The 13,658-nt window shown below is 34.0% G+C and carries 11 protein-coding genes and 1 tRNA gene; 1 reads left to right on the top strand and 11 read right to left on the bottom strand.

Features of this window, described 5'->3' with window-relative positions:
• On the top strand, positions 1–201 hold a 201-nt coding region (locus tag A9G31_RS10520), incomplete at its 5' end, for a transposase (protein ID WP_141671450.1).
• A gap of 5 nt (positions 202–206) precedes the next feature.
• Here the strand turns inward: A9G31_RS10520 and A9G31_RS10525 are convergent.
• The 11 genes from A9G31_RS10525 to tolB all read right to left on the bottom strand — a co-directional run bounded on the left by A9G31_RS10525 (position 207) and on the right by tolB (position 13,457).
• Complete coding sequence (locus A9G31_RS10525) at positions 207–644, bottom strand: hypothetical protein (RefSeq protein ID WP_065561606.1); 438 nt, start codon at positions 642–644, stop codon at positions 207–209.
• 409 nt (positions 645–1,053) lie between these two features.
• Complete coding sequence (gene murJ / locus A9G31_RS10530) at positions 1,054–2,592, bottom strand: murein biosynthesis integral membrane protein MurJ (RefSeq protein ID WP_065561607.1); 1,539 nt, start codon at positions 2,590–2,592, stop codon at positions 1,054–1,056.
• A 138-nt stretch (positions 2,593–2,730) separates the two neighbouring features.
• The gene (locus A9G31_RS10535; protein ID WP_065561608.1) at positions 2,731–4,086 is read right to left on the bottom strand and encodes a citrate/2-methylcitrate synthase; all 1,356 of its coding nucleotides are present in this window, start codon (positions 4,084–4,086) and stop codon (positions 2,731–2,733) included.
• A gap of 18 nt (positions 4,087–4,104) precedes the next feature.
• Positions 4,105–5,367 carry an NADP-dependent isocitrate dehydrogenase gene (icd, locus tag A9G31_RS10540; RefSeq protein WP_065561609.1) on the bottom strand — a complete coding sequence of 421 codons (1,263 nt, stop codon included), beginning with the start codon at positions 5,365–5,367 and terminating at the stop codon, positions 4,105–4,107.
• 23 nt (positions 5,368–5,390) lie between these two features.
• Positions 5,391–7,655 (bottom strand): aconitate hydratase, encoded by a 2,265-nt coding sequence (locus A9G31_RS10545; RefSeq protein WP_065561610.1) that lies wholly within the window; start codon positions 7,653–7,655, stop codon positions 5,391–5,393.
• Positions 7,656–8,063: 408 nt separating this feature from the next.
• Positions 8,064–8,444 (bottom strand): TonB-dependent receptor domain-containing protein, encoded by a 381-nt coding sequence (locus tag A9G31_RS10550; RefSeq protein ID WP_065561611.1) that lies wholly within the window; start codon positions 8,442–8,444, stop codon positions 8,064–8,066.
• Between the two features lie 14 nt (positions 8,445–8,458).
• On the bottom strand, positions 8,459–10,000 hold the full coding sequence (locus A9G31_RS10555; protein WP_176700397.1) for a TonB-dependent receptor: 1,542 nt from the start codon (positions 9,998–10,000) through the stop codon (positions 8,459–8,461).
• A 501-nt stretch (positions 10,001–10,501) separates the two neighbouring features.
• Positions 10,502–10,577, bottom strand: a tRNA-Lys gene (locus A9G31_RS10560).
• 132 nt (positions 10,578–10,709) lie between these two features.
• A complete protein-coding gene (gene ybgF / locus A9G31_RS10565; protein WP_065561613.1) occupies positions 10,710–11,447 on the bottom strand; it encodes a tol-pal system protein YbgF in 738 nt (245 codons plus the stop codon).
• A gap of 66 nt (positions 11,448–11,513) precedes the next feature.
• Positions 11,514–11,993: a peptidoglycan-associated lipoprotein Pal gene (pal, locus tag A9G31_RS10570; RefSeq protein ID WP_065561614.1), complete on the bottom strand. Its 480-nt coding sequence runs from the start codon at positions 11,991–11,993 to the stop codon at positions 11,514–11,516.
• 168 nt (positions 11,994–12,161) lie between these two features.
• Complete coding sequence (gene tolB, locus A9G31_RS10575) at positions 12,162–13,457, bottom strand: Tol-Pal system beta propeller repeat protein TolB (RefSeq protein ID WP_065561623.1); 1,296 nt, start codon at positions 13,455–13,457, stop codon at positions 12,162–12,164.
• Positions 13,458–13,658: the final 201 nt, after the last annotated feature.

Raw genomic sequence — 13,658 nt, forward strand, 5'->3', positions numbered from 1 at the left:
GCTAAACGTAATTATGGTAAGGATATAGATAAAAGCAGTATGGATAGCTGCCTTTATCGCTATCGTCATTTAGTCGAGAATGCCTTTGCTAGAATCAAGCAATATCGTTCAATATCAACTAGATACGATAAGTTAGAAAGGAATTATGCCAGTATGGTATCACTGGCATTTATGTTAATGTGGCTACCAATGTATTGTTGAGTAATTTATGTACAGCAAAGATCAACAGCCCCTAATAATATAAGAATTATTGAACGACCTAAAATAAGAAATGTATTTGCATTTATGTAATATTTTATTGGTATATTAAATATGAAATTAAAATCAATAATGACAGTTATAAAAATTAACATGCTAGATACAAATATGCTTTTGATAAATTTTTCTGATTGAATTTTATCAAAAGTTTTTCGGAAATTTCTTCTAGATAACCCAAGCCCCAGCAATACCGCTGCACTATAAACTAGCATTAAAAATGTGCTAGATGCATAAATACCCAACAATTCAAAAGCTGTAATGATTAACTTATAGCCTTCAAGCAAAATAAAGCCAGCAATGGTAGAAAATAAAATAAAGTGGATATTTGAGCTATTAGTTACTGTAAATGCAAAGGGTTGCTTATTTTTTATAAAGTATTTTCCCAAAAAATTAGTTAAATAATAAATCAATAAACTAAATAGTAAAAAATAAAAATAGTAGATGAGATATTGATTAATATGTTTAAATAGGGATGTAACTCATAGGTATGAAAAAATATTTTTTGTTCAATAATTGCAGTAACAATTGAAAAGATCGTTATCATAATAAACCATAATGTATCAATAAGGTTATTTCGAAAGAAATAAATAAGAATATAATAAGAAAATTCGTAATTGTATTGCACAAAGAAGAAAACCAACCAAAGAAAGCAACTCAAAAAAAATAAGTTAGACTACCTATAAAAGGTAGAGTAAAAAAAGAGACTTTATTCATATAATATCCTTGTCAATTTCATAATCAAAAATTCATATCACATTAATTTTTTTTAAAATAATTAAATTTGTAAAACTATTGTTAATCAATTCGTTTAATAAAGTGTTTTATCTTAAATCCCATGGCTATAAGTGAAACAAAATAGACTAAAATACCCACTATAACCAATAAAAATAATCGCCCGATACGAACCAACATTGAACCAGTTGACCAGTCAGGTAATAACTGAGAACCAAACCACAATGCTGCAGACATTAAAATTACCGCAATGACGATTTTACTCAAAAAGTAACGCCAACCAGATTGAGGTTGATAAAGCTGTTTTTTACGCAACTGCCAATATAATAATCCAGCATTAAAGCATGCAGCTAAGCCAATTGATAATGAAAGACCAGCATGTTGTAATGGACTAATAAAAGCAAGATTCATTAGCTGTGTTAAAATTAATGTAATAATCGCAATTTTAACCGGTGTTTTAATATCCTGACGAGAATAAAAGGCTGGAGCTAGCACTTTAATCAAGATCAATCCAAGTAGACCTATAGAATAAGCAACTAAGGCTCGCTGTGTCATTAAGGTATCATTTAAGGTAAATTGTCCATATTCAAATAGCGTTGATATAAGTGGGCGAGAAATAACCCCTAATGCAACCGTACTCGGTAGAGCCAATAAAAAACAAAGGCGTAATCCCCAATCTAATAATTCACAATATTGTTTATGATCACCTTTTGTAAAGCTTTTTGCTAATGATGGCAATAAAATGGTGCCTAACGCTACACCAAGCACCCCAGCAGGAAACTCCATTAAGCGATCAGCATAATACATCCACGAAACCGAGCCTGAAACTAGAAATGAAGCAAAAATAGTGTTAATAATTAAAGATATTTGTCCTACAGATACGCCTAAAATTGCTGGCCCCATTTGTTTTAAAACCCGCCAAACACCGCTATCTTTTAAGCTAATACGCGGTAATACTAGCATGCCAATTTTCTTTAAATAAGGTAGTTGGTAAAGCAATTGTAAAATCCCACCAACACCAACAGATACAGCAAGTGCCAATACTGGTGGATTAAAGTAAGGTGTTAAAAATAGGGTAAATACAATCATACTCACATTGAGTAGTGTTGGAACAAAAGCTGGGACAGAAAACCGATTCCATGTATTAAGGATGGCTCCAACAAGTGATGCCAACGATATAAAAAAGATATAAGGAAAGGTTATGCGTAGCATGGTAGTTGCAAGTTCAAATTTTTCAGTTGATTCTTGCATAAATCCAGGCGCAGTTAGCATAATGATAAAAGGCGCTGTGATAACTCCAATTAGCGTGACCAACGCCAAGACCAAAGTTAATAATCCTGCAATATAAGCAATAAATGTGCGAGTTGCCTCTGTCCCTTGTTGATTTTTATATTCAGCTAAAATTGGTACAAACGCTTGTGAAAAGGCCCCTTCTGCAAAAATACGTCGGAGTAAATTAGGAAGTTTAAATGCAACAAAAAATGCATCGGTGGCCATACCTGCACCGAAAGAACGTGCAATAATGGCATCACGCACAAAACCTAATACACGAGACACCATCGTCATTGAGCTGACAGTAGCTAAAGATTTTAAAAGATTCATATTCAAATTATATACAAAGTATACAGCCTAAAACTGATAATGAAGCATAGTCTACAAACTATTACTTTAAATAACCATGCTTTTTTAATAAACTTAATTTTGTTGATACCGCCAGCATAATACTGGCGGATGTTTGGTTTAACGATCTTTTAAGGGGATAAACGACATAATTTCACCAATATTTTTATAAGCAGGGCGAATAATTCGGCGATCATCAAAATTGAGTTCTTCAATTCGATGAGCACACCACCCAACAATACGAGACATGGCAAATAATGGCGTATAAACTTCTTTTGGTAAGCCAATCATGTCATAAACAAAGCCTGAATAAAAATCGACGTTGGCGCAAACTTGTTTTTTTGTTTTGGCATTTTTTCGATTTAAAATGGCGTTAATAGCCCGTTCTTCAAGCAAGTTTAAGAAATTATACTCGTCTTCTCGGCCTTTTTCTTTAGCTAGTTCATGCGCCATTTCTTTTAGTAATACAGCTCTTGGATCAGATACCGTGTATACCGCATGCCCAATACCATAGATTAGACCTTTTTTGTCAAATGCATCTTTATTTAAAATACGTTGCAAATAGGCATCAATTTCATTTACATCGGTCCAATTTTTAATTTCTTTGGCTAAGTGTTTAAGCATTTTACCTACTTGTAAATTAGCGCCACCATGCAATGGTCCTTTTAGCGATCCAATACCTGCTGCAATGGATGAGTAAGTATCAGTACCGGTAGAACTAGTTACTCGCACTGTAAATGTTGAGTTATTTCCACCTCCATGTTCTGCATGGATGATCATAGCTAAATCGAGCACTCGTACATCAAGATCAGTATACCCCCCCGATCCTTTCATCATGTATAAGAAGTTTTCGGCAATGGAAAAATCCTCATGTGGGTGGCGGATATGTAATGATTTGCCTTTAGCGCTGTGACTTAACATATTATAAGCATAGGCAATAATGGCAGGAAATTTTGCAATGAGGTCTATTGATTGACGCATTAAATTATCGCGAGATGTATCATCTGCTTTAGAATCATAAGTGTACATTTCAAGGACTGTTCTGGCTAAGATATTCATCACATCATGGCCTTCAAGTTCCATGATAGCAATTTTAGTTTGCTTTTCTAGCGCCATTGATTCACCAAGTAATCTTGAAAAGTCGTATAATTCTTCGGCATCTGGTAAGTAACCAGATAACAGTAGATAGATTGTTTCTTCAAATCCTGTACGTCGCTCTTTTTGTGCATTATGCACAAGATCTTTAATATCGATGCCTCGATATAACAATTTACCATGGATCGGTTTTAACGTACCGCCATCTAAATATTCATAACCTAATACATCCCCAATTTTAGTTAATCCAACTAATACGCCTGTGTGATCTGCATTGCGCAATCCACGTTTTACATTGAAGGTTTCAAATAGTTTTGTTTCAATTTTGCTCGTGTTTTTAATTGTTTCTGATAATTTATAAACTAAAAATTTTTCTTTCATTTATCATTACCTCTTGTGTTATAAATTATCGATTACTGCTTGAGTAAATTCAGTAGTTGATAGCGGTGTTCCATTTTGCATAAACCTAGCTAAATCGGTAGTCGCTTTGCCTTCTTGGAATAGCTTTTGCATTGCTTGGGTAATTAATTCTCCAACTTCATACCAACCGAGATAGTCAAACATCATCACACCAGATAGTAATAATGATGATGGATTTGCTTGGTTTTGCCCTGCAATATCAGGTGCTGTGCCATGTGTTGCTTCAAAAATAGCATGCCCTGTTATATAGTTGATATTCGCACCTGGTGCTATACCAATTCCCCCAACCATTGCTGCAAGTTGATCTGAAACATAATCACCATTAAGGTTTAGCGTTGCTACAACAGAATAATCTTCTGGCTTTAATAATGTGTTTTGTAAAAAAGCATCACAAATCACATCGTTAATAATTAATTTTGAAGCAGATTTAGCATTCTGTAATGCCTGCTGAGCAGCAGCTTTTCCTTCATTTTTTTGGATTTCCATATATTGATTCATGGTGAAAACAGCATCACCAAATTCTTTCTCAGCTAGTGCATAGCCCCACAGTTTAAATCCCCCTTCGGTAAACTTCATAATATTACCTTTATGCACTAAGGTAACAGATGGTAGTTTATGATGAAGTGCATATTTAATTGCAGCTCTAATTAAACGTTCTGATCCTTCAATGGAAACAGGTTTGACACCATATGAGGATGTTTTGGGAAAACGAACTTTATTAACACCCATTTGTTGTGATAAAAATTGATAAAATTTTTCAGCCTCCGGCGTACCTTGTAACCATTCAATGCCTGCATAAATGTCTTCAGTATTTTCTCTAAAAATAGTTATGCTGACTTTTTCGGGATGTTTTATCGGTGATTCAACGCCTTTGAACCAACGAACAGGACGAAGGCAAACATAAAGATCTAATTCTTGGCGAAGAGCAACATTGAGTGAACGCAATCCTCCTCCAACGGCCGTTGTTAGGGGGCCTTTGATACCGACAAGATATTGTTTAAATGCATTCATAGTTTCTTCTGGTAACCATGAACCGTTTAATTTGTATGACTTTTCACCAGCAAGAACTTCTCGCCATTCAATGCTACGTTGACCTTGATAAGCTTTTTCAATCGCATTATCAAAAATCGCTCTGGCAGCATTCCAAATCTCTTTACCTACACCATCCCCTTCAATAAAAGGAATAATTGGTCGATTCGGGACAACTAATTGCCCATTTTCAATTGAAACCTGCTGATTCATTTGTGCCTTCCCCTTATTTTTAGTTATTTAAATCCTTCTTTCAATTTATTTAAAGCGCTGCCCGCTTTAAACCATTCAATTTGAGATTGATTATAGGTGTGTGCAACAGCAAAAGAGTCTGTACTTCCGTCACGATGGTGAAGTACTAGTGTTAGATCTTTGTCTGGTGCAAAATCTGTTAACCCGAGAATGCTAATTTTGTCATCTTCGCGAATTTTGTCATAATCGTCTTTATTAACAAATGTTAAAGCTAACATTCCTTGTTTTTTAAGATTTGTTTCATGAATTCGGGCAAATGATTTAACTACTATGGCTTTAACATTTAAAAACCGAGGTTCCATTGCGGCATGTTCTCGTGATGAGCCTTCTCCATAATTTTCTTCAGCTACAACTATCGATCCCAAGCCTTGTGATTTTAGTTGACGAGCTAACACAGGCACTTCAACATAATTGCTCGTTTGAGCATCTAAGACAGAATTATTTTTTTGATTAAAGGAGTTAACAGCACCAATCAACATATTATTAGAAATATTATCTAGATGCCCTCGAAACTTTAACCATTTTCCCGCCATAGAAATATGATCGGTTGTGCATTTACCAGTTACCTTTATAAGTAGGGGATGAGCAATAATATCTTTTCCATCCCAAGGTGAAAAAGGAGAAAGCTGTTGAAGTCGTTCAGAGTGTTCTGAAATATGAACGTTGACCGAACGACCATCGGCAATTGGTGCAATATAACCAGCATCATCCACAGCAAATCCTTGTTTAGGTAACTCATCGCCTATTGGTTCAGATAATTTTACTTTTTGTCCTTTATCATTAATCAAAGTATCAGTGAGCGGATTAAAGCTTAGTTTACCTGCAATTGATAATGCCGTTACAATTTCAGGTGAACATACAAATGCATAAGTATTTGGACTGCCATCATTGCGTTTAGCAAAGTTACGATTAAAAGATGTCACAATAGAATTTTTGTGTTCATCAGCAACATCGTCACGGCGCCATTGACCAATACAAGGACCGCAGGCATTTGCCATAATAGCCGCTCCCGCCTGCTCAAAGTGACTTAAAATACCATCTCGTTTTGAGGTGTATTTCACTTGTTTTGATCCTGGGTTTATAATTAATTTTGCTTTTATTTTCAAGCCTAATTGATTTGCATTATCAATTACAGATGCTGCACGCATCATATCTTCATAAGAAGAGTTAGTACATGAACCAATCAACCCAACTTCCATATTATCAGGATAATTATGTGCTTTTACAGCAGCAGCTAGTTGTGAAATAGGATAAGCTAAATCAGGAGTAAATGGACCATTAACATAAGGTTCTAATTCAGATAGGTTAATTTCTATTACTTGATCATAGTATTTTTCTGGCTGTGCTAAAACCGCTTCATCAGGATTGAAACAGTCTGTTAAAAGATTAGCTAAATCAACGACCTCTTGACGCCCTGTCATTGCTAAATAATCAGCGGACTTTTTACTATAAGGAAAGATTGATGTTGTTGCCCCAACTTCTGCTCCCATATTACAGATCGTTGCTTTCCCTGTTGCTGATAAAGTTGAAGTGCCTTCTCCAAAATATTCAATTACTGAATTAGTGCCACCTTTAACCGTTAAAATACCTGCCAGTTTTAAAATAACATCTTTTGGTGATACCCAACCTGATAGTTTACCAATTAATTTTACACCAATAATTTTTGGCATTTTTAGTTCCCAAGGCATGCCGGCCATAACATCAACTGCATCGGCACCACCCACACCAATTGCGAGCATTGAAAGTCCTCCTGCATTTGGGGTGTGTGAATCAGTACCGATCATCATACCGCCAGGAAAGGCATAATTTTCAAGCACAACTTGATGAATGATACCTGCATCAGGCTTCCAAAATCCAATACCATATTTATTCGATACATCACGTAAAAATTGATAGACTTCTTGGTTATTATTTTCAGCAATAATTAAATCATCATGAGCATTTTTATAGGCCTGAATAAGGTGATCACAATGTACTGTCGATGGCACAGCAACTCTGTTACGACCTGAATTCATTAGCTGTAAAAGAGCCATCTGTGCTGTTGCATCTTGCATAGCAACTCGATCGGGGGAAAAATTAACATAGTCTTCGCCCCGTTTATAATTCTTAAGTTGTTCGCCTTCTGCTATGTGTGCATAAAGAATTTTTTCTGTCAAAGTTAATGGTTTCCCAATTTTTTGGCGCACCTGATTAATCTTTTGTGGATAATTTTGGTAAATATGTTTAATTAAATCAATATCAAAAACCATAGTTAAGCTCCTATTGCTTATATTATCGGTTTAAGCTTTACTTAAAATTAAATTGAATATTTATTCTTTTTTATGATTAAATATTCACACAATATACTAATAATTCCTTTATGCAATCTTGTATTAAGATCTTTTATTAACCAATAATTTTTTGATATTAGTTGAAATCATATAGAGCAAGTATGATCGCTAATATAGTTTCTATACTAACGAAATATTAGACATTATGCTCATCAAAGAAAATTCAAATTTGTTCGATTATATAAATAAAAATAATATATAGAGGTTTTAAGTTAGGAAGGTGTTGAATATAAAAACAGTTAAAAGCTATGTTTATCTGTACGTTAGAGCATTGCTATACTGTTTTCTAAACTTTAAGGGGGCGTTTCCCCCTCTTTTTATTTTTCTCTATAATTTATAGCTAGCAGTCAACAAAAAGGCTCTTGGCATACCTGGCATACTATTTGAGCGCCAATACTCTTTACCGAATAAGTTAGTTATTGCTAGCGTTATATCATAAGATTTTGTTTGATAACCAACTGCTCCATTCCAAATAGCATATCCTGAACGTTTATGTTGGTTTTTATCATCACTATACATTGATCCTTTATAATTAATTTCTAGCTCTGTAAACCAATTTTCATAAGGTAAGTGTCGAATACTTAAATACCCACTATTTTTTGCTGTATTAGATAAATATTTTCCTTTATTAGCAGGTATTTTTTTATCTCTATGAATTTTAGCTTGTTGATAGCCTATGCCACTATTGATATACCATTTTGGTATCAATTCACCAATAACACTTAATTCAATGCCTTGACTGAGATCACTACCTCTGTATAAGGATCGTTAACTGAGTCTGGTTGGTAGCGAATATTATATAATTCAAGATTATAAAGAGCAATTTGGGAAGAAAACTTATCATTTAACCAATCACTTTTGATACCAACTTCATATTGTCGCGAATATTGGGGTTTATTGTCATAGACTGTTTTTGAATCTGTAGAAAGAGTGATAAGACCTCTGTCTCCATAAGGAGAAAAATTTTTACTGTAAGAAGTATAAAAACTTTGTGACTCTATAGGTTGCCAAATTAAACCAATTCTAGGACTTAATGAGTGTCCATCGTAAGATCGGTGTTGATGCTTTATTTGATCATTTGATTCAAATTCATAATTATCGTAACGTAATCCAGTTAACATTTTCCATTGTTTTGTAAAACTGATTAAGTCTTGCCAATATAACCCTTGAGATATCGCTTTATGGTTAGTTTTGGTATTTAATTTATTATAATGTGGCTTTTTAGTATTCCAATGGGGATGAAATGGATCAACCAATTCTGGATAGGCACTAGTCAAAGCTAATCTTGGTTGGCGCTTTTCTATGTTATATTCAATGCCGACTAACATATCATGAGCAATACTTCCTGTATTAAATTTACCCATTAAATCGATTGTATTACTATAAGTTATATTGGCAGTTTCTTGCCAAGCACGGCGAAATTGCAATTTACCTTGATAATTGCATGTTTTGCCATTACTAAGTTTACCCTTTAAATCACAATAATTACCCCCATAAATATGATCAAAGTTTTGAGCAGCCTTACGATATAAATTGGTTAATTTAATTGACCAGTCATAATTAATTTCAAATCCCATGACCGAACGTAATGATTTAAAATTGTCTTTTACATAATCATCTGGATGAGCATATGCAGTTTTCAATGATACGCCTTTAGGTAGATCATAATAAGCTGGCGCTCTGTCTGGCCTGCGCCATAAATTATCATGAGTATATTGTACTAACCAATTAAATCCCTCCAAATTATCATAAAGTATACTTGGAGAAACCATTGTATCTCTTTGTTTTATACCTTTGCGAAAGCTTCTATCTGATTGATGATCAATGGTCATTCGCAATGCAAGTTTATCGTATAAAACCTGATTGATATCAAGCATACCGCCATATTTATCCCAAGAGCCACCACGTAAATTTATGGTTGTTGGAGAATCAAAGTTAGCCTGTTTGCTGATCATATTAATGATTCCTCCACCTAAACCACGACCATAAAGTACAGATGCAGGGCCTTTTAATATTTCAATACGTTCGATATTTGCTGTACTTTGCCTAACTTGGCCACTTGCACGTACGCCATCACGATAAATATCTCCAGAACTAGCAGAAAAACCGCGAATTTTTATACCTTCATCACGCATATCATAAGTGGCATCAACTCCTGGTATTTTGTTAACTATTACATTGAGATCATTTTGTCCATACATTTTCTCTTGTTCAAGATTAACGGAATTAATTGTTTGTGGAATATCTTTGATATCAAAAGACATTTTAGTAGCTGTTGATGATTTTTTTATTCTTTGATTATTATTGTCCTTAATTACCGAAATAACCTTCATCGTTTCGATATTAGTGTCATCATCTTTTTTTCTTGCGCTATTGTAATAAAAGATACTGCTCCCAATAAGCCTAGTATGGTTAATTGATTAGCTAATTTCATTGTTTATCCTATCATCTGTTGTTTTTTTTTGTTTTATAACCTTATATCGCAGTCACTACATGATAATGATTATTATTTTCATTATAAACTTATTTTATATTTTTTAACCACTCTAGTTTAATACTATTTTATATCTTATTGATAATTTGTATGATTTATAATTGATTTGATGTTATAAATAAAAATGAATAGGTTGTAAATAATGAATTGTAGGTAATATTTTGACTATTAGTACATTGTGTGGTTTAACTTTTGGTCTCAATACTTCGTACTGTTTGCGCACTTAAGACAAATTTGATTAATTAATTGGTTGGTTTTTTAAAATCAAGAATGGTGGGTCGTGAGCGATTCGAACGCTCGACCAACGGATTAAAAGTCCGCTGCTCTACCGACTGAGCTAACGACCCATTTGACAAGAACCGCTATGCTCTTAATATCTAAAACGACAAGCGATTTCGGGTTGCTATAATACTTATAATTATACTGCTACGCAACCCTTTTATTGCCGCTTTTATTTAATCGATGCTTATTTATACATTTTACTTAAGTGATGCTAATTTTTTATTAGCAAGCGCTACTGCATTTTTATCTTTTGGATATTTATTAACTACTTGTTGAAAAACAGCTTTAGCATTTTTAGTATCTCCTTTATCAAGTAAAATTAATCCTACTTTATAAAGGCTATCAGCAGCTTTAGGTGAAGATGGAAAATCTTTTACCACACTTGCATAATAAAATGAAGCTTCGTCTTTTTTGCTTTGTTTATATAAAAGTTGACCAAGCCAATAGTTAACATTAGCTCGATAACTCGACTTTGGATAAGCTTTTAGATATTTTTGGAATGCATCAATAGCTTCGTTATTTTGCTTACCATCGTTAACAAATTGCATTATAAAATTATAGTCAGCTTTATCATCACCTGTAGTTTTCCATCCGGATAAATCTGATGAAGATTTTGACGAAGTAGAGTCTGAAGTTGGTTCCGAACTAGCTTCTTGTGAATCAGAATTGGTATTTGGCGAAACTCCTGAACCATTAACCATTTGCTGAAGAATCATTTTTTGGCGTTCAATTGTTTGATTCAGTTGATATTTTGTTTCTTCTAACTGACCGCGAAGAGTATCTACATCTGCTTGTAAATCGCTAATTTTTTGTTGGTTTTCAATCAATAACTGCCCTTGAGCTTGCACTGTGCGATCAATATCGGAACTGCCTGCTGCACAACCATAACCAGTAAATAAAAGAAATAAGAACAATGTGAGTATTTTTTTATGCATATTATTAGACTCGGCGTGAACTTAGAAAATAAGAACGGCTGAATAATCAGCCGTTATAAAGTGCTATTAGTATCCAACATAAGTTACTACAGCACGACGATTTTTAGCATACGCTGCTTCATCATGACCTAATACAGCTGGTTTTTCTTTACCATAAGAAACGATTTCCATTTGGCTTGCAGAAGCACCATTACCTTGTAAGTATGATTTAACTGCAGATGCACGACGTTCACCTAATGCGATGTTGTATTCTGGTGTACCGCGTTCATCAGCATGACCTTCAATAACAACTTTTACATTAGTAGTACGAATAAATGCTGCGTGTGCATTTAATAATGTTGCATATTCAGATTTAACATTGTATTTATCAAAATCAAAATAAACTGTATTGATTTGTTGTAATTTTTGAAGTTGTTCTAAAGCTTCTTTTGATAAAGTACCATTTAAATTACCGCCTGCGTTGCGGCTGCTATTAGATGAACAAGCAGTTACAGCGATTAATGGCAAAGCAACCGCAGCTACTTTAAGAAATTTAGAAAATTGCATTGTATTAACTCCTATTGTTTGAATAAATTATTACTTATATTTTATGTATCTAACCGACTTCAAAGTAACATCCGTTACCAACCAGAAAGATTAGAGTTATATATTATAACGACCTTAAACTTTACACAATTTTAATAATCATAATATTGTTTGTTTTTTAAGCTGTCCTTATAAATACGGTGACCATGCAGGAAATTTTACTTGCCCATCGGTTGCAGGTAATCTCGCTTTAAAATTACCATCTGTAGAAACAAGGTTCAAAATTGTACCTAACCCTTGAGATGAACTATAAATGATCATTGTTCCGTTTGGTGCAATACTTGGAGTTTCATCTAAAAAAGTGTCTGTTAGGCGTTGATAGGTTTTTGTATCCATATCATATCGAGTTATATGTTGTTCGCCATTATTGGTTGATATCATTGCAATAAAAGAACCATCAGGCGATACTCTAGCATTTTGATTTTGGGTATTATCCCAAGTTAACCTTTGCGATTCACCAGTATTGATGTTGATACTATATAACTGAGGACGACCTGCTTGGTCCGATGTGTAAATAATAGTTTGACTATCTGGCATCCAAGAAGGTTCTGTATCATTGCTACGGCTAGAGGTAATTTGTGTGATTTTTTTGCTACTTAAATTCATCATATATAAATTTAAGCTACCACCTTTAGATAGAGCAAATGCTAATTTACTACCATCCGGAGAAAATGCCGGCGCCCCATTATGCTGAGGGAAAGATGCAATTGTTTGAACAGCACCACTATCCAATGTTTTTAAAACTAATGAGGAATGTCCACCTTCAAAAGTTACATAGGCTATTTTTTTGCCATCTGGTGACCAAGTAGGAGACATTAATGGTTCCTTAGAACGATGAACAGTGATTTGATCATAACCATCATAATCAGACACTCTTAGTTCGTGTGAAAAAGGCCCTTTAGTCGTTTTTACAACATAAGCAATTCGTGTTCTAAATGCTCCTTTAATACCTGTTAGTGATTCAAAGATTTCATCACTTGCAGTATGGGCGGCATAACGTACCCAACGTTTTTCAATTGAGAATTGATTTTGTGCTAGAACTGTACCTGGTCGATTAACTGTATCGACTAATTGATAATTTATAAGATATTTTCCTGACGCATCTGGTTGTATTGATCCAACCACAACAGCAGAAACACCAAGTTTGTTCCATACGGCTGGAGTAACCTCTGAAGCAATTGTTGGTTTCTGAGGCATTTGATTAACATCAACAGGATTGAACTTACCACTGTTACGCAAATCAGACGCAATAATTTCTTCAATAACTTGTGGGGGTTCTCCTCCTCCAGCCCATTTAAATGGAGCAACCGCGATAGGTTTAGCTGAACTCACTCCATCAGTAATAATAATTCTAACTTCAGAATTAGCCATTGAGGTAAAAAATAAAATAAAACAAGTTGTCAAAAAGCGAGAAGCGAATTTGATCATCTTAAATTCCTTAATAAAAATAAGATAAATAGAGTTAAAGTAAATATAAACTCATAAAAAACAGAAAACAAAGTCTTTAAAAATTAATATCCTGTCTCTGATTAATTCCATATATTAAACTTTACAAATCATCAACAATCATAAGATGGAAAAGATAGCTGATATCTAGGTACAAGTCTATAATCTTTAAAATAAAAA

Origin of the sequence: Gilliamella sp. Gris1-4 (genome assembly GCF_001690335.1) — a bacterium.
Lineage (GTDB): Bacteria > Pseudomonadota > Gammaproteobacteria > Enterobacterales > Orbaceae > Gilliamella > Gilliamella apicola_P.

What these genes read in the sequence shown, in the direction of transcription:
- murJ (WP_065561607.1), bottom strand. Translation starts at nt 2,592, where the DNA reads ATGAATCTTTTAAAATCTTTAGCTACTGTCAGCTCAATGACGATGGTG.
- A9G31_RS10535 (WP_065561608.1), bottom strand. Translation starts at nt 4,086, where the DNA reads ATGAAAGAAAAATTTTTAGTTTATAAATTATCAGAAACAATTAAAAAC.
- icd (WP_065561609.1), bottom strand. Translation starts at nt 5,367, where the DNA reads ATGAATCAGCAGGTTTCAATTGAAAATGGGCAATTAGTTGTCCCGAAT.
- A9G31_RS10545 (WP_065561610.1), bottom strand. Translation starts at nt 7,655, where the DNA reads ATGGTTTTTGATATTGATTTAATTAAACATATTTACCAAAATTATCCA.
- A9G31_RS10555 (WP_176700397.1), bottom strand. Translation starts at nt 10,000, where the DNA reads ATGTCTTTTGATATCAAAGATATTCCACAAACAATTAATTCCGTTAAT.
- ybgF (WP_065561613.1), bottom strand. Translation starts at nt 11,447, where the DNA reads ATGCATAAAAAAATACTCACATTGTTCTTATTTCTTTTATTTACTGGT.
- pal (WP_065561614.1), bottom strand. Translation starts at nt 11,993, where the DNA reads ATGCAATTTTCTAAATTTCTTAAAGTAGCTGCGGTTGCTTTGCCATTA.